General features: G+C 70.7%; 19 protein-coding genes and 1 pseudogene. 7 read left to right on the top strand and 13 right to left on the bottom strand.

Features of this window, described 5'->3' with window-relative positions; translation table 11 throughout:
- Positions 1-7 precede the first annotated feature (7 nt).
- The 8 genes from ACZ7M2_RS26950 to ACZ7M2_RS26915 form a co-directional block, all read right to left on the bottom strand.
- A complete protein-coding gene (locus ACZ7M2_RS26950; RefSeq protein WP_471597436.1) occupies positions 8-841 on the bottom strand; it encodes a hypothetical protein in 834 nt (277 codons plus the stop codon).
- The gene (locus tag ACZ7M2_RS26945) at positions 783-1,292 is read right to left on the bottom strand and encodes a hypothetical protein (RefSeq protein WP_471597435.1); all 510 of its coding nucleotides are present in this window, start codon (positions 1,290-1,292) and stop codon (positions 783-785) included. The genes ACZ7M2_RS26950 and ACZ7M2_RS26945 overlap by 59 nt, the downstream gene beginning before the upstream one ends.
- 129 nt (positions 1,293-1,421) lie before the next feature.
- Positions 1,422-2,567, bottom strand: coding sequence for an XdhC family protein (locus tag ACZ7M2_RS26940; RefSeq protein ID WP_471597434.1), 1,146 nt, complete (start codon positions 2,565-2,567; stop codon positions 1,422-1,424).
- 271 nt (positions 2,568-2,838) lie between these two features.
- Positions 2,839-4,470: a tannase/feruloyl esterase family alpha/beta hydrolase gene (locus ACZ7M2_RS26935; protein ID WP_471597433.1), complete on the bottom strand. Its 1,632-nt coding sequence runs from the start codon at positions 4,468-4,470 to the stop codon at positions 2,839-2,841.
- 128 nt (positions 4,471-4,598) lie between these two features.
- Positions 4,599-6,800: a xanthine dehydrogenase family protein molybdopterin-binding subunit gene (locus tag ACZ7M2_RS26930; protein WP_471597432.1), complete on the bottom strand. Its 2,202-nt coding sequence runs from the start codon at positions 6,798-6,800 to the stop codon at positions 4,599-4,601.
- A complete protein-coding gene (locus ACZ7M2_RS26925) occupies positions 6,797-7,780 on the bottom strand; it encodes an FAD binding domain-containing protein (protein ID WP_471597431.1) in 984 nt (327 codons plus the stop codon). Before ACZ7M2_RS26925 ends, ACZ7M2_RS26930 begins: the two co-directional genes overlap by 4 nt.
- A 6-nt stretch (positions 7,781-7,786) precedes the next feature.
- Positions 7,787-8,431, bottom strand: a complete 645-nt coding sequence (locus ACZ7M2_RS26920; protein ID WP_471597430.1) for a (2Fe-2S)-binding protein — start codon at positions 8,429-8,431, stop codon at positions 7,787-7,789.
- 60 nt (positions 8,432-8,491) lie between these two features.
- Positions 8,492-8,929, bottom strand: a complete 438-nt coding sequence (locus tag ACZ7M2_RS26915; RefSeq protein WP_471597429.1) for an FMN-binding protein — start codon at positions 8,927-8,929, stop codon at positions 8,492-8,494.
- Positions 8,930-9,150: 221 nt separating this feature from the next.
- Here ACZ7M2_RS26915 and ACZ7M2_RS26910 point away from each other — a divergent pair.
- Positions 9,151-9,369: pseudogene (locus ACZ7M2_RS26910) on the top strand (low temperature requirement protein A); the annotation flags it as partial.
- Between the two features lie 128 nt (positions 9,370-9,497).
- Positions 9,498-10,304: a low temperature requirement protein A gene (locus ACZ7M2_RS26905; RefSeq protein WP_471597480.1), complete on the top strand. Its 807-nt coding sequence runs from the start codon at positions 9,498-9,500 to the stop codon at positions 10,302-10,304.
- Positions 10,305-10,394: 90 nt separating this feature from the next.
- On the opposite strand, the gene ACZ7M2_RS26900 is transcribed toward ACZ7M2_RS26905, so the two are convergent.
- Positions 10,395-11,294: a helix-turn-helix transcriptional regulator gene (locus ACZ7M2_RS26900; RefSeq protein ID WP_471597428.1), complete on the bottom strand. Its 900-nt coding sequence runs from the start codon at positions 11,292-11,294 to the stop codon at positions 10,395-10,397.
- Between the two features lie 306 nt (positions 11,295-11,600).
- Here ACZ7M2_RS26900 and ACZ7M2_RS26895 point away from each other — a divergent pair, with 306 nt between their 5' ends.
- Positions 11,601-12,008, top strand: a complete 408-nt coding sequence (locus ACZ7M2_RS26895) for a (R)-mandelonitrile lyase (RefSeq protein ID WP_471597427.1) — start codon at positions 11,601-11,603, stop codon at positions 12,006-12,008.
- Between the two features lie 244 nt (positions 12,009-12,252).
- On the opposite strand, the gene ACZ7M2_RS26890 is transcribed toward ACZ7M2_RS26895, so the two are convergent.
- Together ACZ7M2_RS26890 and ACZ7M2_RS26885 are read right to left on the bottom strand one after the other, a co-directional pair.
- Entirely contained in the window at positions 12,253-13,488 is a 1,236-nt protein-coding gene (locus ACZ7M2_RS26890) for an asparaginase (protein WP_471597426.1), read from the bottom strand.
- A gap of 217 nt (positions 13,489-13,705) precedes the next feature.
- Entirely contained in the window at positions 13,706-14,674 is a 969-nt protein-coding gene (locus ACZ7M2_RS26885) for a helix-turn-helix transcriptional regulator (protein WP_471597425.1), read from the bottom strand.
- A 289-nt stretch (positions 14,675-14,963) separates the two neighbouring features.
- Here ACZ7M2_RS26885 and ACZ7M2_RS26880 point away from each other — a divergent pair, with 289 nt between their 5' ends.
- From ACZ7M2_RS26880 to ACZ7M2_RS26865, 4 genes are read left to right on the top strand one after another with little or no spacing between them, the layout of a single operon-like run.
- Positions 14,964-15,950, top strand: a complete 987-nt coding sequence (locus ACZ7M2_RS26880) for an aldo/keto reductase (RefSeq protein ID WP_471597424.1) — start codon at positions 14,964-14,966, stop codon at positions 15,948-15,950.
- A gap of 46 nt (positions 15,951-15,996) precedes the next feature.
- Positions 15,997-16,326 (top strand): carboxymuconolactone decarboxylase family protein, encoded by a 330-nt coding sequence (locus ACZ7M2_RS26875; protein ID WP_471597423.1) that lies wholly within the window; start codon positions 15,997-15,999, stop codon positions 16,324-16,326.
- 17 nt (positions 16,327-16,343) lie between these two features.
- Positions 16,344-17,306 (top strand): aldo/keto reductase, encoded by a 963-nt coding sequence (locus ACZ7M2_RS26870; RefSeq protein WP_471597422.1) that lies wholly within the window; start codon positions 16,344-16,346, stop codon positions 17,304-17,306.
- 53 nt (positions 17,307-17,359) lie between these two features.
- Positions 17,360-18,394 carry a zinc-binding dehydrogenase gene (locus ACZ7M2_RS26865; RefSeq protein WP_471597421.1) on the top strand — a complete coding sequence of 345 codons (1,035 nt, stop codon included), beginning with the start codon at positions 17,360-17,362 and terminating at the stop codon, positions 18,392-18,394.
- A 25-nt stretch (positions 18,395-18,419) separates the two neighbouring features.
- On the opposite strand, the gene ACZ7M2_RS26860 is transcribed toward ACZ7M2_RS26865, so the two are convergent.
- Positions 18,420-19,316, bottom strand: coding sequence for a helix-turn-helix domain-containing protein (locus tag ACZ7M2_RS26860; protein WP_471597420.1), 897 nt, complete (start codon positions 19,314-19,316; stop codon positions 18,420-18,422).
- A 359-nt stretch (positions 19,317-19,675) separates the two neighbouring features.
- A complete protein-coding gene (locus ACZ7M2_RS26855; protein ID WP_471597419.1) occupies positions 19,676-20,422 on the bottom strand; it encodes an SDR family oxidoreductase in 747 nt (248 codons plus the stop codon).
- Between the last annotated feature and the right edge of the window lie 51 nt (positions 20,423-20,473).

Below are 20,473 nucleotides of genomic sequence, written 5' to 3'. Positions count from 1 at the left end.
TCCGGTGCTAGCGGGCGATGACCTCGCGCACGCCGACCAGTCGGCCGGGCTTGTCGTCGATGAAGGCGGCGCCGCCGTCGAGGTGCAGGGCCTCAGCGCTCGCCTGGAGCGCGGCGGTGGTCGCCGTCGCTCCCCAACGGCCTGTCGTCACAAGCTCGTTGACCGTGTTGACGCCCGCCACGATCTCGGCGGGGGTGAAGTTGCAGTGCCCGGCCCGGTCGACGAACGCCTGCCGGAGCAGCGCGCTGTCACCGGCTGCCTTGATGCGGGCGCGGAAGACGTTCTCGTGCTCGGCGGGCACGATCTCGTCGACGTTGTTGTGGATGTCGAGCAAGGGGACGACCAGACCCTGGCCAGTGGTCGAGGTCCGCCGCACGTGCGCGAGGGCCTGCGGGTCAGCTTTGACGTGTGCGTTGCGGGTGAGCGTGGCCAGGTCCTGGTGGAGATCGAGGCCTGTAGCCCGGTAGGTCCTGCGGACCTCGTCGGCGTGGGTGGACTCCTTCAGCAGCGCGGCGTAGTCGACGCCAGCATTCCAGGAGATGTTGCCGCCGGCCGACTGTTCGATCGCGTAGCGGGCGGTGGTGAAGAACGGGAGCAGCGAGGGGAAGTAGCCGAGCGGCGCGCCGGCGTCCGTCCATCCGGGAAGGTTGAGGTAGGCGGCGGCGAGAGTGAGCCGTGCGCGGCCCTCGGGGGTCTCCTGGGCGACGGTGACGACGTCGCCAAGCTCGGCGGCGACCTGGGCGGGCTGCGTGGAGCCGGTGAAGCCGACCATGTCGTGTTCGTTACCGGGTTCCAGCAGGGTGGCGATGGTGTACTGGCCGTCGAGCTGATAGTTGGCCACGTCGATACCGCCGCCGACGAGGCCGCAGACGTTGAGTGCGCCGTCGATGCGTCCGGCGCCGTCCCGGGCGATCTGGGAGTTGATCAGACCGCCCCATGGACTGGCCGACGGAGATGACACGGCCGGCGTGGCCGACGTTGCTCTGGAAGGCCGCCAGGGTGGCGAACTGGTCGCGCTCGGCGTCGTTGAGCGCCCACAGCGAACCGTTCGGGTTGTACGAGGAGCCGACGAGCGCGTAGCCCTCGTCGAGGAGGGCCTGGTTGGAGCCGTTGGGCGCGTCGCGGGGTTCGAGGTGTCCGAACCCGTGGCTGTAGAGCAGGACGGTGCCGTTCCACTGCTCGGGGACGTCGGCGATCCAGGTCGCCCCGTCGTCGAGGGTGCCGGTGTAGTGGCCGCTGGGGGCAGCCGACGTGGTGGCCTCGGCCGCGGTGGGGAGAGTCGCGGCCAGCACGAGTGCTGTAACGGCGAGGACGAGCCCCCGCCTGGACAGGTGTGCCGTGCGCTTGGATGGTGCTCCGTTTGTTTCTGAGGGTGGTTCCTTGCGGGCAGGTGGTCTGCGGGCCGGGAGGGGGTCCGGCGGTCACGCGGACCCGCGGCCTGCCGGGATGCGGCCGCGTGGCACCGGGTGATGGATGGGACCGGTGCCGTGGGTCAGGGGCAGGCCGGTGCCGTGGTTCGTGTGGGCGATGATCTCCGCGGTGATGGAGATGGCCGTCTCCTCGGGGGTGTGCGCGCCGAGGTCGAGGCCGATCGGGGAGCGCAGACGGGCGAGCCGGGCCTCCGGTACGCCGGCGTCGCGCAGTGCGCCGAGGCGGTGGTCGTGGGTACGGCGTGAGCCCATGGCGCCGATGTAGCCCACCGGGAGGCCGAGGGCGAGTCGTAACAGGGGAACGTCGAACTTGGCATCGTGGGTGAGGACGCAGACGGCGGTGCGGACGTCGACCTCGGTGCTGGACAGATACCGGTGGGGCCAGTCGACGACCACCTCGTCGGCGTACGGGAAGCGGGCGTCGGTGGCGAAGACGGGGCGGGCATCGCAGACGGTGACGTGGTAGCCGAGGAAGCTTCCGGCCCGGCTGAGCGCGGCGGCGAAGTCGACGGCGCCGAAGATCAGCATGCGGGGACGGGGCGCACGGGTGTGGACGAGGACAGCTGAGCTCTGCGGGCAGCCGGCGCCGTCGCCTCCGATCTCGACACGGGCCGTGCGGCCCGCTCGGAGCAGTGCGCGGGCCTGTGCGGCCACGGTCCGGTCCTCGTCCGGGCTGCCGCCCAGGGAGCCGTCGAACGCCCCATGCTCAACAAGCAGGGTGCGGCCGAGGAGTTCGCCGGGACCATCCACGACGTGGGCCACGGCGACCGGCCGTCGCTGCGCCACCGCTTCGAGGGCTGAAGTGAGATGCGGCTGGGCGAGGGGATCGACGCGTTGCACGAGGACGTCGATCTCGCCGCCGCAGGTCAGCCCGACGGCGAAGGCGTCGTCGTCGGAGTAGCCGAACCGGGCCCGTTCGGGGGCGCCATCCTCGGCGAGCACCTGCGTGCACAGGTCGTGGACGGCTCCCTCCACGCACCCTCCGGAGATGCTGCCGACGACCGTGCCCGCTGCGTCCACGGCCAGCGCGGTGCCGGGCGGCAGCGGCGCGCTGCCGCTGACCTGGACCACCGTGGCCAGAGCGAAGGAGCGTCCTGCACGGCACCAGTCGTACAGCGTGTCCGCGATGTTCAGCATGGCCGGGTCTCCGTGGGGGTGAGGAACTGGGCATGGGGCGCCGCCGGACGGTCCGAGGGTGGGGGGCGGTGGCAGCAGAGCAGGGTGTCGGTGGTGACGGGCAGGTGGCGGGCACAGGGGCGAGCGGCGTGGCAGACGGCATGGACCGGGGGGCGAAGCCCACGGTCCGGCTCGCCTTCTCCCGAGAAGGTCATTCCTCGCCCCTGGTCGCGGGCCTGGCGATCAGGCCCGCGACCAGGGCACGTGCGCGAGGTATGCGCCGGACGGGAATTCAGTGCGTATACGTGTCCGCGCAGCGGTAGTTACCGGCGTCTGCCGTGTCGCCCCGCCCGGTGTACCGGGCGACGAGCGGGTACGCGCACAGCAGCCGCGTCGCGGTCACCTTGTTGGTGCTGGGGTCGGTGAGCTCAGCGGGGAGGGTCTTCGGCGCCTTGCCGTGCTCGACCCAGTTCACGACGGCCGCCAGTGGATCGCTGGGCGCGGGCCCGGCTCCGCTGACGCAGTGCTCGGCGCCAGGGGCGAGGAAGAGGCGCGCGAAGGAGTTCGTCGCCGCGGCTCCGCCGGTGGTCTGCTGGACACGCTGGTAGTAGTCGACCGTGCCCTGGGGGAAGATCAGCGGGTCGGCGAGCCCGTGCCAGAGCACGATCTTGCCGCCGCTCTTCCTGAACGCGGACAGGTCCGGATCGTCGCTGGCGAGCGTGGAGCCGAACTCCTTGACGCTCTGGGCGAAGAGCTGGTTGAACCGGTCGTAGGTGAGCGTGTGCCAGTCCCAGTCCGGGTTGCGCTGGAGCCACGATCCCAGATAGGTGGTGGCGAGTGGCATCGGCCGACCGGTGGCGGCATCGCCGGTGGTGGTGACTACGCCCAGGTAGGAGAGGGCGGCGCCCTTCTCCAGCCCGTACCAGAGGAATCGGCCGTGCGACCGCGGTCCCTCAAGGATCTTGCTCATGACGTCGGTGTCCGTGCGTGTGATCGTGCCGCACGCCGTCTGGACCCCGATGAGCCGCTTCGGGTTCCAGTGGCACGCGTCGGGGTCGCCGATCACGCCGTCGGTGACACCGTCGAGGCTGTCGCACGCCTTGACCACGGCATCCTTGAACGCCTGTTGTTTGCAGGTCGGCAGGAGGTCGTGGCTCTCCTTCATGACCAGTTGGGGCCAGATCAGCGCGGGAATGAACCGGGTCAGGTTGGTGGCCGGCGCGCCGGAGGCGATCCCGTCGTAGTCGTCCGGGTACCGCTGGGCCTCCACGAGCCCCATACGGCCGCCGTTGGAACAGCCGTTGAAGTAGGAGTAGGCGGGCTTCTCGGCGTAGTACGCGCGGGTGACGGTCTTGCCGGTGACCGTCATGTCGTGGATGCCGACGGAGGCGAAGTTGTCCAACAGCGGGTGGTTGAGGGTCCGGTCGACGTTCAGTGCGAAGCTGCCGTCGAGCCACGAGTTGTCGTGGCCGCAGTTGGTGGATGCGGAGGCGTAGCCATTGGTCAGGGCGGTGGCCATGAGGCCGTAGTTGATGCCGCAGGCGAATCCGCCGCCCCCGACGCCCTGGAATCGTCCGTTCCACCGGTCGGGCAGCCACATCTTGAGGGTGATGTGGTCGTTCGCCGAGTCGGTCTGGGTGAGCGTGACGTCGCAGTAGGAGGGCAGGCCGGTGAACGGGCCGCCGAACTGGGACTCGACGCCGGCCGCGGGCGCGAACTTCCCGGTCGCGTTGGCCTGTGCGCTGGTGACGGTCACCTGGTCGATGTGGAGGGAGGCTCGCAGGGCGTCGGTGGAACAGGCGACCGGGCCCGCGGCGGGCTCGGCCGAGGGCTGGGTGGCTCCTGCCGCACCGCTCAGGGATGCGACGAGCGCCAGGGCGGCCGGCAGACCGTGGCGTCTCCTCCAGGGTCCTATTTTGATCATGTTTTCCTCGCGGGTGATGTGTTGATGAGGGGGCCGCCTGCCGGGATTCCAGGAGGCGGGGTCGAGCGGATGGCCGTCGGTGTGACGGGTGCGTCGCGCAGGCCGGGTCGCCGGGCCCCCTACGGGGCTCAGAGCAGCGCGTCTGCGGTGATGGGCAGGTCGCGGACACGGCGGCCGGTGGCGTGGAAGACCGCGTTGGCGAGGGCCGGTGCCACCCCGACCAGCACGACCTCGCCGAGGCCCTTGACGCCGATCGGGTCGGCCTCGCGGTCCTCCCCTTCGAGGTAGATCGCCCTGAGGTCGGGCACGTCGGCGTTGACCGGGACCAGGTAGTCCGCCAGGTTCGCGTTCACGATGCGGCCGTCGCGGTGGTCGGTGACGGTGTGCTCCAGCAGGGCCTGGCCGATGCCGCCGACCATGCCGCCCAGGGCCTGGCTGTCGGCCAGCTTGGGGCTGATCACCCGTCCCACGTCGTAGACGCCGAGCATCCGCCGTACCCGGACGAGGCCGAGCCGGGCGTCGACGGCGACCTCGGCGAACACGGCGGCGTAGGCGTCGATGGTGAGCCGCGACTGTGCCGGGGTGTAGGACCCGAGGACTTCCATGCTGTCGCGGTCGTTGCGGGCCAGCAGCCGTTCGTAGGTGTCCCCGCGCGACGGATCGCCGCTCACGTACAGACGGCCGCCCTGTACGACGACGGTGTCGGCGTCGGCGCCGTAGAGCGGCGACTGCGCATCCCCGACGGCGAGTTGGATCGCCTGCTGGCGCAGCCGGTCGCAGCCGTCCTGGACGGCGGAGCCGACGCTGGCCATGGTCAGGGAGCCGCCGTGCAGCGGGGCGGTGGGCATGACGGAGTCGCCGAGCCGGAAGGTGACCCGGCGCACGGGCAGGCCGAGGGCGTCGGCGGCGACCTGGGTCATGGAGGTGTAGGTGCCGGGGCCCATGTCGCTGGTCGCGGACTGGACCAGGGCGGTGCCGTCGGCGTTCAGGCGGACCGATGCCTGGGCCGCCGCGCGCAGGGTGTGGTAGACGCCGGCGGCCATGCCGGTGCCGATCAGCCAGTCGCCGTCGCGGGTGGAGCGGGGGGCCGGGTCACGGCCGCTCCAGCCGAACTCGCGGGCGCCGGTGGCGTAGCACTCGCGCAGCCGCCGGGTGGAGAACGCCTGTCCGTTGGACGGGTCCGTCGCCGGTTCGTTGCGCAGGCGCAGTTCGATCGGGTCGATGCCGAGTTCGTGGGCGAGTTCGTCCATGGCCGACTCGACGGCGAAGGCGGCGGTGGCGAAGCCGGGGCCGCGCATGGCCACCGGAGTGTTCACGTCCAGCGGCACGGTCCGGTACGTCTGGCTGACGTTGGGCGTGCCGTAGAGGACCTGGCCCAGCGGCAGGACGCCCCGCTCCGCGAAGGTCTCGTAGGCCGAGGTCTCGGAGCGCAGGTCGCGGACCGTGGCGCTCACGCGTCCGGCGAGGTCGCTGCCCAGCTGGATGCCGTATTCGTAGGCGGGCCGGTATCCGGCCCCGAAGTACTGCTGTCTGCGGGTCAGGGCGAGCTTGACCGGCCGCCCGGTCTCGCGGGCGGCCAGGGCGGCGACGGTGACGTGCGGCCAGGTCCGCAGACCGCTGCCGAACCCGCCGCCGACGAACGGGGAGATGACCCGCACGGATGCCAGTGGAATCCCGAAGACGGCGGCGAGTTCGGTCTGGGTGCCGCCGATGACCCACTGGGTCTTGTCCCAGACGGTCAGCCGGTCGCCGTCCCATTGGGCAGTGGTGGCGTGCGGCTCCATCGGGTTGTGGTGGTTGCGGGCGAGCCGGTAGGTCATCTCCAGGCGTACGGCTGCGGAGGCCAGGGCCGTCTGCGCGTCGCCGCGCGTGTAGGTCGTGGGGGTGTTCGTCGGGACGCTGTGGTCGCTCAGGTCGGTGGACGGCTCCTGGGCGTCATAGGTGACCTCGACCAGGCTCGCCGCGTGCTGCGCGGCCTCCAGCGTGGTGGCCACGGTGACGGCGACGGGCTGGCCGTGGAAGAGGACCTGGTCGTCCTGGAAGACCCGCAGCCTTCTGCCCGGCGGGTTGTTCGACCCGGCGTTGTCCCGGTACGGCAGGGTCGGTGCGTTGAGGTGGGTGATCACCGTCAAGACGCCGGGCTGGGCCTCGGCGGCGGTCGTGTCGATGCCGGTGATCCGCCCGACGGCGATGCTGCTGTCGACGATGACTGCGTGGATTACGCCTGTGATGTCGTGGTCCACGGCGTAGTCGGCCCGGCCGGTGACCTTCAGGCGTCCGTCGACCCGCGACAGCGGGGCGCCGACGGCGGCTTGCGGCTGGGGGCTCATGCGCTGCCTCCTACGATGCGCAGCTGGCGTTCGACGGTCCGTTTGAGCAACTCGACCTTGAAGCCGTTGTATTGGAGGGGCCGAGCACCCTCGGCCGCCTGCTCGGCCGCCGCTGCCCACAGGGCGTCCGAGGGGCGTTCGCCGATGAGGTGCGCCTCGACCCGCGGCAGTTTCCAGGGCACGGTGCCCACTCCTCCGGCGGCGACCTTCGCCTCGCGGATCACTCCGCCGCGGATGTGCAGCGCGACGGCGGCGGAGGTGAGGGCGAACTCGTAGGACTGCCGGTCACGGACCTTGAGGTAGCCCGACTGGAGCGGACGGGCGTGGGCCGGGATCTCGACGGCGGTGATCAACTCTCCCTGCTGCAGGACCTGTTCACGGTTCGGTGTGCTGCCCGGCTGCAGCAGGAAGTCGGCGAAGGCGACGCCGCGCTCCCGCCCGTCCGGGCCCAGCAGGCGCACGGTCGCCTCCAGGGCCGCGAAGGCGACGGCCACGTCCGAGGGGTGGGTGGCCACACAGGCGTCGGAGGTACCCAGGATCGCGTGGCCGCGGTTGAAGCCCTCCAGCGCGGCACAACCGGAGCCCGGCTCACGCTTGTTGCAGGCGGCGGTCACGTCCCGGAAGTAGGTGCAGCGGGTGCGCTGCATGATGTTGCCGCCGATGGTGGCCATGTTCCGCAGCTGGGCCGAGGCGCTCAGTTCCAGTGCCTGTGAGATCACCGGGTAGGTGGTGCGCACCTTCGGGTGCGCGGCGGCCTCGCCCATCCGCACCAGCGCGCCGATCCGCAGCCCTCCGCGCTCGGTGACCGTGACCTGGCGCAGCGGCAGGGCGCTGATGTCGACCAGCGAGCCGGGGCGTTCGACCGTCTCCCGCATCAGATCGACAAGAGTCGTGCCGCCGGCGAGGTACCGTCCGCCGCTGCGGCCCGCGTCGAGGGCTTCGCGGGTGTCGGCGGCCTTCGTGTACGAGAAAGGATGCACCGGCCCTCACATCCCGCCCGCGGCGGCCTGCTCGACCGCCCGCACGATCTTGACGTAGCAGCCGCAGCGGCAGATGTTGCCGCTCATCCACTCCCGGATCTCCTCGGCGGAGCCGGTGTGACCCTCCTGGATGCAGGCGACGCCGGACATGATCTGGCCCGGGGTGCAGAAGCCGCACTGGAAGGCGTCCTGCTCGACGAACGCCTCCTGCAACGGGTGCAGCCGGCCACCCCGGTCCAGGCCCTCGATCGTGGTGACCTGTGCGCCGTCGAGGCGGACCGCGAGCGTCAGGCAGGAGTTGACCCGGCGGCCGTCCACCAGGACCGTGCATGCTCCGCACGCCCCGGCGTTGCAGCCCTTCTTCGAGCCGGTGAGCCCGAGGTGTTCACGCAGCAGGTCGAGGAGCGAGGTGCGGTTGTCGATCGTGACGGTGTGCCGCGTGCCGTTGACGGTCACCGTGACCCGGCTGCTGGGCGGTCCGTCGGCGGCAGCCGCCTCCGTGGCACCCAGCGGGGCCGGGCCCGCGAGCACACCGCCTGCCACCACGGCGCCGCCGACGGCGGTGGACGCCGCGATGAACGCACGGCGTGAGGGCGCCGACAACGTCTCCGAGGGGGGCGGAACCAGTGACTCCGGAAGTTCGGTAGACATGCCCACTCTCTCTTGCTGCTGGGGGGGAAGGATGGGGTGCTACTCGCGGTGCGGGGTGTGTCAGCCGGCGGCTTCGCCCTTGATCTGCTGGAGCGCGGCGTTGAACCCGTCGGGAGTCAGGCTCGAACCGGCGACGTGGTCCAGATGCACGTCGTCGATCTTCTTGCCGACGACGAGTCGCGGGACCACGTCGGCGAAACGTTCCTGGTAGTCGCGCGAGGTCGAATCCGTCGCGTGCGGGGTGACCTCGACCGCCGTGATCGCTCCGTCGTCGAGGGTGAGGGACACCGTGATGCTCGACGGGCCGCTCCCGTACTGCCCGGTCGCGCGGTAGTCGCCGTTCTCGTACGCCGGACGCCTGCTCGTAGCCGTACTGCTGCTGTCCGGGTCCGGGTCCGGGTCCGTGTTCGTGTTCGTGTTCGTGCAGCCGACGACGGCTGCGGACACGGAGATCCCCAGCATGGCCGCGGTCGCGATCTTCTTGTTCAGGGCCGACATGCCTTCACCCTGTTGTCTGTGAGCCCTGTGTGGAACGCCGTGCTGTGCCAGGCAGTGGTGTTCCGTGGTGTGACAGGGCACCCCACGGGACCACTGGCGAGGTCACGGGTTCGGGAGACTGGGCCAGTTGGCGTGAGGGAGGACCGGGAGTTGCTTGTCACCAGCAGTTCGGGACGCGGGACACGCGCGGCGGCCCGGCCGCCCGGTGTGCCGGCGCAGGCATGGGCACGGTCGCCGCCGTGACCGATGAGACAACCGAGCCGGGTGCCGCGGACCAGGGCACGGTGGAATCCGTCCGGCCGCTGGAGCTCTTCTTCGACCTGGTCTTCGTGTTCACCATCACGCAGGTCGCGTCCGTCCTCGACGAGCTGCCGACGCTGGTCGGCGTCGGCCGGGTGGCCATGCTGCTGTCGATCATCTGGTGGATGTACGGCGGCTACGCCTGGCTGACCAACACGCTGGACCTGGACCGCACCGGGCCCCGGCTGCTCCTCCTGGCCGCACCGCGGGGTTCTTCGTCATGTCGATCACCGTCCCGAAGGTCGCCGAACGCGGCCCGTGGGCCTGACTGTTCGGCGCGAGCTACCTCCTCGTGGTCCTCATCCACCTGGTCGGATTCATCGGGACGTCGGGCCATCGCGGCATCCTGCGCGTCGGGCCGCTCAACGTGGTCATGGTCCTCGTCGTCCTGGCCGCCGGCCTCGTGCCGCCGGGCGTGCGGCCCTGGCTGTGGCCGCTGGCCTGGGTCATCGTGGTGTCGACGCCGATCATCACCGGCGTCGGTGAGTTCACGGTGGGCGTCGGGCACTTCGTCGAGCGGCACGGGCTCGCGGTGATCATCGTGCTCGGCGAGTCGATAGCCGAGGTCGGCGCCGTGGCCTCGCGCGAGGACGAGGTGACCACGATGCTCGTGGGCGCGCTCCTCGTGCTGGCGCTGAGCGAGGCGATGTGGTGGCTCTACTTCGGACGTGAGGAGCGCGAGAGCGAGGCCCGCCTGGAGCGGGTTCCGCCGGACCGGCGACCCCGCGTCGCCGTCCACTCCTTCGGCTACTCCTACTTCGTCATCGTCTTCGGTATCGCGGTCGCGGCGGTCGGGATGGAGAAGGCCATCGACGAGTTCCACGACGCGTCCGACGGTGTCCAGGCAAGGCACCTGCCCATCGGGATCGCCCTCTATCTGGCCGGTCTGGCCTGCTTCCACCGCACCCTCGCCGGCAGCTGGCCACAGGCCCGGCTGTGGGCCGCGCTCGCCGTCGCCGCCCTGGCCGCTCCGGCCGTGCTGTATGCCAGCGGGGCCGCGGCACTCGCTTGCGCGCTTGTGGTCCTCCTCGCGCTGATCCTGTGGGAGGGCCACCACTGGGAGCGCGTGGCGTGAGCGGGCGTTCGCTCACCAGGTAAGCGGACCGTGTCCGACCCGGAAGTGACGGTGGCGCGCCGGACGCAGTCCCCCGATGGAAGGGCTCCGCTACGCACGGTGTCCGTCGTCGGTGGTCACCGTGGTGCCGGTCTGGTCGGCCTGGTCGAGGGTGACGGCCCAGCTGGCGAGGAGTTTCAGGCTGTCGTGTGCGGGGGTGCCGGGTTCGGCGCTGAGGGCGGTGAGGGTGAGGCCGGGGTCGGCGGGGATGGGCATGGCCTCGAAGGGGAGGGCGAGTTCGCCGACGGCGGGGTGGTGGAAGTACTTGATGCCGGTCTGGTGCAGCCGTACGTCGTGGGCGGCCCACAGAGTGCGGAACTTCTCACTGCGGGTGGAGAGTTCGCCGATGAGGTCGGTCAGGTCACGGTTGTAGGGGTCGCGTCCCGCCTCGGTGCGCAGCAGGGCCACGGCCCGGGCAGCCTGCGTCTCCAAGCGGGGCAGGAAGTCGGCCGCACCGGGGTCGAGGAACTCGTACCTGGCCAGGTTCACGGGCCGGGCGGGAGAGGCGAACACCGGGTCGTACAGAGCGCGGCCGAGCCGGTTGGTGGCGAGGATGTCCAGGCGGCCGTTGCGGATGAACACCGGAGCTTCCGTCATCGCGTCGATCAGGTGCTGCAGGCTGGGGCGGATCGGCTGCGGGGCCCGTCGGCGCGGCGGCCGACGGGTGCTGTTCGCGGTGCGCGCGAGGTCGTCCAGGTGGGCGCGCTCGGCCTCGTCGAGCTGGAGCGCGCGGGCCAGTGAGTCGATGACGGTCTCGGAGACGCCGGAGAGGTTGCCGCGCTCCAGACGGGCGTAGTACTCGGCGCTGACGTCGGCGAGCAGGGCGACCTCCTCCCGGCGCAGTCCCTTGACGCGCCGGTTGCCGCCGAAGGCGGCCAGTCCCGCCTGTTGCGGCGTGATCTTGGCACGGCGACTGGTCAGGAACTCACGCACCTCGCTCCGGTTGTCCATGTTGTCGAGGCTACGACGGCCCCTTCAACCGTGGGGTGTACTGCCAGTACACGTATCAACGAGTCCTTCCACGCGCGCGTGAGCTGCTGTTCCATCGTTCTCGGCCTGGCCGGGCAGAACGGCGTCACCGAGGCGGAGCCCATCGAGGCGACCACCCGCATGGCGTTCTACGCCGGGTGGACCGAGCCCATGTCCGCTCTGACCGTGGCCCGGAACTGTTCCGTACGGCCTGATCCGGCCCCGTCCAGGGGCGCATCCCCCACTACGGCCTCTCCACGAGGGCCGACGCAAGGAGTAGCCACCACCATGGAGATCCTCAAGCAGCCGCCGACCATGAAACTGCCGGCGGAGATGTTCACCGGCGACGCCTGGGCGGATGTGATCTACCGGGGCGAGGAGCCCTCCCGCACACGGACCAACATGGTGCGCTTCTCACCCGGTGCCCGTACCGCCTGGCACAGCCACGGACTGGGCCAGACCCTCTACATCGTCGAGGGCATCGCCCTGGTCCAGTCCCGCGGAGGCGAGATCATCGAGGCCCACCCCGGCGACGTGATCTTCACTCCGGCCGACGAGGAGCACTGGCACGGTGCCGCCCCCGACCGCTTCATGAGCCACATCGCCCTGTGGGAGGGCGACACGGTCGACTGGCTGGAACACGTCACCGACGCCGAGTACGGCGGTGCGCGCACCCGCACTCCCGGCGCCTGCTGATCCCCCTCTCCCGGTGACATTCGGGTGGCGGACCTCCCACGCCCCTGGATCAGGCCGCCGAGGGCTACGGCCCCAAGGACGCGCGTCGCGCCATCAGGGCACTCCTGCACCCTGGAACCGGATCGCCGGCCGCCCAGGGTGTGGGTCGCCCACCTGGGCGCCCGCACACTGGAACAGCTCAACGACAGTCTCGGTGCCGTGGCTCTCACCTGTGCCCCGTCACCAGCAAGCCGGGGCAGTGGACCTAGCGGCGGAAGGAGGACAGGTCGAACTCGGGATCGCCAATGGTCGTGAACCAGGCGCGGATACGGGATTCCTCACCGCTGAAGGCAAGGCCCAGCTGGAGCAGCACCCGCGCCTTCTGCGGGGAGAGGTCGGCGGCCCCGATCACGCCGGGTGTCCCGCTGTCGTAGGTGCCCTCGCCGCCGGTGCGGGTCGCCGAGACGAAGAGGACACCCTTCTCGATCGCCCTCGCCTCGGCCGCGTTCTGCGCGGTCGAGATTCCGCCGGGACCGTGGCCGGAGGTCACAATCCCCTTGTCCCCGGCCTCCACCAGTGCGTCGATCGGGACCGCCGAGGACTCGATGTACCCGCTGACGATGTCCACCGCGGGCAGATCGCTCGCCTTCTTCTTCGACAGGTCGAAGGGCGTCTTCCAGGAACTCCGGCCGCACTTCATCACCCGGGCCGGGGCTCGCATCGTGCGGATGTGGTCCTCGTTGACGACGCCGAGGGCGCCGTAGTTGCCGCCACCGAAGGTGTCCATCCGGTAGCCGTCGGTCTTGGTGACCTCCCGGGCGGCGAAGAACTGGTCGTTCATCAGCATGACCGTGCCGTAGCAGGTCGTCTCTCCGCTGGCGGCCAGGCGGATCGAGCTGAACATGTTGGTCGCGCCGTCGGTGGTGAAGGTCCCCGACTGGTGCATCGACCCGCTGATGACGACCGGCTTGTTCGACTGCACGGTCAGGTCCAGGTAGTACGCGTCCTCTTCGAGAACGTTGGTGCCGCTGTTGACGACGACGCCGTCGATCCCGGGAAGGGCGAGCGCCGCGTCCACCGTGCGGGAGAGGTCGTACATGTTCTTCGTGGTGGTCTGGGACGAGGTTCCGGTGACATCGGTCCGTACGACCGAGACGTTGGCGACGTTCCCCAGCTCCGGGTACAGCGGCTTGAGGACTCCCTGGACGCCGTCGGCCAGGGCCGGGCCGTAGTGCAGGTAGCTGATGCGGTCCCGCGCGGTCGAGGTGATCGTGCCACCGGCGTCGACCACCACAACGTCAGGCAGTTTCGGGTTCCGGGCGGCCAGCGGCACCGGCTTGACCGTGACCTTCGGTATGCCCGCCGAGGCGGGGGCGGAGGTGCGGACGGACCGGGACGCCGTGGCGGCGGCATTCGACGCCGTGACCACGGCCAGGGCGACGCCGGCGGCCGTGACCGCGGCGAGGGGAGTCACGTGACGCTTCGTGAGACCGGGACGCATCTTGCTCCTTGGGTAAAGGGAGTTGCATGGCGTCGCAAAGTGAAGCAATCGGGATAATTCACCTTAAAGTCGATCAAGTTAATGGTTTGTAAAGCGCGATCAAGGGTCGGCGGGCGGCCGCGGTGGCCCGGAGGGCATGCCTGAGCGCGGCGCGACGGGAGCCCTGACCCGACGCACCGGACGGTCATACGCGGTGTCTATGCGCGTATGACCGTCCTCATCCCTCCTGCCCTTGCCCACGGTGCCCGGACGGGGGGACAGGGGCTTCTTCCGGTGTCTTCGGTGCACGCCCTCGTGACGGGCCACTGTCGTGCGGGACCGGGTGGTCCGCGGTGAGGTCGAGGAGGACGAGCGCGTCGTGGGAGGGCGTACCGGGCTCGGCGTAGTAGGTCACCAGACGGTGGCCGGGGGTGCCCTCCAGGTGCATCCCCTGGTAGCCGAGGGTGAAGGTGCCGACGTCGGGGTGGTGATAGGTCTTGCGGCCGAACGCGTGCGCCTTGACCTCGTAGCGCTCCCACAACCGGGCGAAGTCCGGGCTCTTGAGCAGGAGTTCACCGACGAGCGCGGTCAGATCGGGTGCGTCGGGGTCGGTGCCGGCCAGGGCCCGCAGCCGGGCGACGCAGCCGCGCAGGGTGTGTTCCCAGTCGGCGAAGACCTCGCGGGCGGCGGGGTGAAGAAAGGCGTAGCGGGCGAGGTTGCGCTGCTTGAGCGGCCACTCCTCGATACCGGCGAACAGACGCAGCCCGGCGGGGTTCCACGCCAGCAGGTCATTGGTGCGGCCGGCCACGTAGGCGGGGCTCGGCCGCAGGCTCTCCAGCACCAGCTTGACGCCGGGCCGCACCGTCCTGCTCGGCGCGGCGGGAGGATCCGGTGCGGTCCGGGCGGCGTGGGCGGCCAGGGTACGCAGGTGCTCGTGCTCGTCCGGCGTCAGCTGCAGGGCGCGGGCGAGTGCGTCGACGACGGACGGGCTGGGGCGGGTCTCCTTGCCGCGCTCCAAGCGGGCGTAGTAGTCGATGCTGACCCCGGCCAGCGTGGCCAGCTCCTCGCGGCGCAGCCCCGGGGTGCGGCGCAGCCCGGCGCCGGGGGCCAGGCCCGCCTGGGCGGGGGTCACCTGGGCGCGGCGCGCCCGCAGGTAGCGGCCCAGCTCGGTGCCGCCGCCGGTCGGCTGCTGCTGGTCACGTGTCATGCCGTCCAGTCTGCCGGTCCTGTGACCTGCACGGCAGGCGTGTGGGGTGCCCTGTCACAGCACGGAACGCCACTGCCCGGCACAGCGCGGCCTGCCACTCCGGACCGCCGAGGGGGAGGCTGGGTGATGTTGCGGACGGCCTCTCCGGTTGATGGGCCGACTCCGCACGGCGCGAAGGGCCTGACACAGAGAGGGCCCCGGATGCACTGCTCCGTGGCGTAACACCCGGCACCCCAGGGGAGCCGAGGAGGCATCCGTCGGCGCCCTGGAAACGAAGGAATCGCCAACCGTGAAGCACATCAAGCTGGGCAGCCTGGACGTGTCCCGGATCGGCCTGGGCACGATGGGGATGAGCGGCGTCTACACCGGGCACGGCACGGACGACGCCGAGTCCGTCCGCACCGTCCACCGCGCACTCGACCTGGGTGTCACCCTCCTCGACACCGCCGAGATCTACGGACCTTTCGTCAACGAGGAACTCGTCGGCAGGGCCGTCCGGGGCCGCCGAGACCAGGTCGTCCTGGCGACGAAGTTCGGCCTGGTCTCGCACACGGCCGCAGGCGACGGCACGCCGGGCACGCCCGACAGCAGTCCAGCGAACATCCGCGCCGCGGTCGAGGGCTCTCTCCGGCGGCTCGGCACCGACTACATCGACCTGTACTACCAGCACCGGGTCGACCCGGCCACGCCGATCGAGGACACCGTCGGGGCGCTCGCGGAGCTGGTGGCCGAGGGCAAGATCCGCCACATCGGGCTGTCCGAGGCGGGCCCCGCCACGATCCGCCGCGCCCACGCCGTCCACCCCGTCGCCGCCCTGCAGACGGAGTACTCCCTGTGGACCCGTGACATCGAGGCGGAGATCCTTCCCGTACTGCGGGAGCTCGGCATCGGCCTTGTGCCCTGGGCGCCGATCGGCCGCGGATTCCTGACCGGCAAGATCCGCTCCACCGACCAGTTCGACGCCACCGACCGGCGCCTGACCAACCCGCGTTTCACCGAGGAGAACTTCCGGCGCAACCTGGCCCTCGTCGACGAGGTCGAAGCGGTCGCCGCGGAGGCAGGCGCCACCCCGGCGCAGGTGGCCCTGGCCTGGCTGCTCGCGCAGGGCGACGGCATCGCCCCCATCCCCGGCACCAAGCGGGTCTCCCGCGTCGAGGAGAACACCGCCGCCGACGCGGTCGAGCTGACCGCCGAGCAGCTCGGCAAGCTCAACGACCTCACCCCGGCCGCGGGCGACCGCCTCGAAGCGGAGATGAGCCAGCTGGTCAACCTCTGAACCTCGACCCCGTACACACGTACCTCCGTGCACAAGGAGTTCAGACATGGCACACGAGCCAACCCCTGCCCAGAAGGCGCTCGGAGCCTTCGCGCCGAAGCTGGTCCAACTGACCGACGAGGTGCTGTTCGGAGACGTCTGGGAGCGTCCGGGTCTCTCCCCGCGCGACCGCAGCCTGATCACCGTCACCACCCTGGCGGCCCTGTACCGCCCGGAACAGCTCGACAACCACCTGCGCCGGGCACTGCAGAACGGGCTCACCGAGGACGAGCTGGTCGAGACCTTCACCCACCTGGCGTTCTACGCCGGATGGCCCAGCGCGATGAGCGCAGTCACCCAGCTCAAGAAGATCGTCGAAGGCCAGGACAACGGCTAGCAGGAGGCCGAGCAGTCATGCGCACCACCACACTGGGCTCCGGCGGCCCCGAACTCGGCGTCCTGGGCCTGGGCTGCATGGGCATGACCCATGCCTACGACACACAGACCCCGCGCGACGACACCACCTCCGTCAAGGTGATCCACCAGGCCCTCGACCTGGGCATGACCCTGATCGACACGGCCGACGTGTACGGGCCGCTCACCAACGAGGAACTCGTCGGCCGGGCACTCAAGGACCGCCGTGACCGGGCGGTGCTGGCCACCAAGGTCGGCGTCCTGTCCCGGGATGCCGAGGGCCGCCCCGTACGCGGCCCCAACGGCCGGCCGGAGCACGTCAGGCTGTCGATCGACGAGAGCCTGGGGCGGCTCGGCACCGACCACGTCGACCTCTATCAGCTGCACCGCGTGGATCCTGCGGTACCGATCGAGGAGACCTGGGGCGCCCTCGCCGAGACCGTGACCGCCGGCAAGGCCCGTCACATCGGCCTGTCCGAGGTCACCGTCGAACAGATCAAGCGGGCCCAGGCCGTCCACCCGGTGGCCTCGGTGCAGTCCGAGCTGTCGCTGTGGACCCGCGACTGGCTGGACGAGGTGCTGCCGTACTGCCAGGAGCAGGGCATCGCCTTCCTGCCGTACTCGCCCCTGGGCAGGGGCTTCCTCACCGGCCGGTTCACCACCTTCGACGACCTGCCCGCCGACGACTTCCGCCGCTCGCTGCCCCGCTTCCAGCAGGACGCGCTGCGCACCAACCTGGCCCTCGTCGCCAGGGTGCGGGAGATCGCCGAGCGGATCGGCGCCAGCCCGGCGCAGGTGGCGCTCGCCTGGGTGCTGGCCCAGGGCGAGTACGTCATCCCGATCCCCGGGACCAAGAACCCGACGTACCTGCTCGACAACGCGGGCGCCGCGGACGCGGAGCTGAGCCCGGCGGACCTGGCCGAACTGGCCGCCCTGCCGACACCGGAGGGCGGCCGCTACTGAGCCGCCGCACTCCGTCGACCACCCCTCACATCAAGCAAGATCGGAAGAGTTTCATGCGCGCAACCATCATGTACGGTGCCGGCGACGTCCGTGTGGAGGACGTCCCCGACCCGAAGATCCAGAACCCCACCGACGCGATCGTCCGGGTGGTCCTCGCCTGCGTCTGCGGCAGCGACCTGTGGCCGTACGCCTCCATGCCCGCCTCCGAGGAGGGCCGGCGCATGGGACACGAGTTCCTCGGCATCGTCGAGGAGACCGGTTCCGACGTGTCCGGTGTGAAGGCCGGTGACGTGGTGGTCGCGCCCTTCCTCTGGGCGGACAACACCTGCGTCTTCTGCAAGGAAGGTCTGCACGTGGCCTGCCCGCACGGCGGTCAGTGGGGTCCGAACGGCGTGGACGGCGGCCAGGGCGAGGCGGTCCGCGTCCCGCAGGCCCAGGGCACCCTGGTCAAGCTGCCGGTGGCCGAGGACTCCGCCCTCCTGCCCTCCCTGCTCAGCCTCTCCGACGTGCTGTGCACCGGCCACCACAGCGCGGTCAAGGCCGGTGTCGACGAGCGCACCACCGTCACCGTGATCGGCGACGGCGCGGTCGGCCTGTCCGCCGTCCTGGCCGCCAAGCGGCTCGGTGCCGAGCGGATCATCCTGATGGGCCGGCACAAGGACCGCACCGACCTGGGCGTCGAGTTCGGGGCCACCGAGGTCGTCGCCGAACGCGGCGAAGAAGGCATTGCCCGCGTGAAGGAGCTGACCGGCGGCATGGGCACCCACGCCGTGCTGGAGTGCGTCGGCGCCCTGTCGGCCCTCCAGATGGGCCTCGGCGTGGTCCGCCCCGGCGGCGCGATCAGCCGGGTCGGCGTACCGCAGTACGGCGATATCCCCTTCGGCTTCATGGACTTCGCGAAGAACGTCACCATCACCGGCGGTGTGGCCCCGGCCCGCGCCTACATGGAGGAACTGCTGCCCGACATCCTGGAGGGGAAGATCGAGCCGGGCCGGGTCTTCGACCGCACCGTCGGCCTGGAGGACACCGCGGACGCCTACCGCGCCATGGCCGACCGCGAGGCACTGAAGGTCATCGTCAAGCCCTGACGCCGGTCAGGGGAGCCGACCACGGTCAGCTCCGCTCCTCCTCGACACGCTCGGAGGCCGCTTCGGCGGCCCCCTTGTCGAGGAGGAGCATTTTGGCGTGTTCGGCGGTACCGGGTTCGGCGAAGAACACGACGAGCCGGTGGCCGGGAGTCCCGTCGAGCTGCATCGACTGGTAGCCGAGCGTGATGTCGCCGACCTCCGGATGGTGGAAGGTCTTGTCGCCACGCGGGTGCGGCTGCACGTCGTAGTCCGTCCAGCGGCGCACGAACTCCGGGCTTTCCCGCCTGAGTTCGTCGATGAGTTCGGACAGGCCGGGCGCGTCCGGCTCGGTACCTGCCAGGGCGCGGATGCGGCCCACGCACGTGCGGACCTGCTCGTCCCAGTCGGCGAACAGCTTCGGCGCGTGTGGGTCGAGGAAGAGATAGCGCAGGGCATTGTGCCGCTCGGGCGGCCAGTCCTCCGCCCCGGCGAAGAGACGGACCGAGCCGGGGTTGCCCGCGAGGATGTCCATCGTGCGGCTGATCACGTACGCCGGGTTGGGGCGCAGGTTCTCCAGCATCAGCTCGATGTCGGGCCGCAAGGTCCGCTCGGAAGCAGCAGCCGGTTCCGGCGCGGACCTCCTGTCGGCTCGCTCGGCGAGATCGCGCAGATGCCGGTACTCGTGCGCGTCCAGCCGGAGGGCACGGGCAAGGGCGTCGACCACGGCCGGGCTGGGGTTGGTCTCGTGGCCGCGCTCCAGGCGCGCGTAGTAGTCGATGCTGATCCCGGCCAGCGTGGCCAGCTCCTCGCGCCGCAGCCCCGGTGTACGCCGCAGCCCGGCATTGGTCACCAAGCCGACGTCCTTGGGCGTCACCCGGCTCCGGCGGGTGCGCAGGAAGATCCCCAGCCCGCTGCCGTCGGCGCTCTGCTGCTCGCGTGCCATGTGGTCCAGTATGCAGCCGGGACCACGGCCCGATCTGCTGTCCGCGCTGCCGTAAAAGCCCGTCGGACGGGGCTGCGGACGGTCGGCGGTTCCGCCGCAGCCCCTCGTAGGCGGCCGTCGACGCCGTGCCCTCCACGCTGCCCAACATGGAGATCGTCAGCGGGTTGTCCGGGCCGACGGTGATGTTCTTCGGGAGGTCGCCGTCGGTGCGGCGTTGGCGAACGGACAGCCGTTGATCTCAGCGGCCAGGAAGCGGCGCGTGTTGCCGTTGAGGTTGGTGCTGGTGAGAGAGCCGGACCGGGCGTGAGACCTGCCGGTGGGGCGCTGTCTCGCATCGCTCTGGTGATTCCCGTCGGGAGTCACCAGGGCAGTTCCGCGCCCGCGGCCGGGGCGCCGTCGCGCCAGAACCGCCCGCTCGGACCGTCGGCCGGCAGTGTGGCCAGCGCGACGCTCACCAGAGCGCCCTGCTCCGGCGTGCGGGAGCCGGTGTGGCTGGTGAGGTCGGTCGCGCAGTGGCTGGGGTTTGCGGCGTTGACCTTGATCGGGGTGTCCCGCAGCTCCTTGGCGTACATCACGGTGACCATGTTCAGCGCGGTCTTCGACGCCGGGTAGGGAATCGTGGCCAGCTGGTGGAGCGGATGCTCCGGATCGCTCATGAAGGTCAGCGAGCCGACCTCGCTGGAGACGTTGACGATGCGGGCGGCCTCGGCGTTCCGCAACAGCGGCAGGAAGGCGTTGGTGACCGCCACCACGCCGAACACGTTCGCCTCGAAGACCTGGCGGAGGGCGGCCCGGGTGGCGGCGCTCGGTCCGCCGCGGGCGCCTTCGACGTCGCCGACGATGCCCGCGTTGTTGACCAGGACGTCGAGGCGTCCGTACGCGGCGTCCAAGTGATCGGCCGCTCGCTGGACGGACGCGTCGTCGGTGACGTCGATCTGGAGGAAACGGGCGTCGACGCCGCCCTCGCGCAGCGCCGACGCGGCCTTCTGCCCGAGTTCCTCGTTCCGCGCCCCGACCAGGACGGTCATGCCGCGCTCGCCGAGCAGACGGGCGGTCTCGTAGCCGATGCCCTTGTTGGCACCTGTGATCAGCGCAATCAGTGTCATGCCCCGACCCTGCGGCGCCCGTGTCCGGCCCACCAGAGACCTGGTGAAGCT

This window comes from Streptomyces sp. NPDC111507 (genome assembly GCF_055638955.1).
The sequence above is the reverse complement of the archived record's forward strand: the minus strand, read 5'-3'. Positions and strand labels throughout refer to the sequence as shown.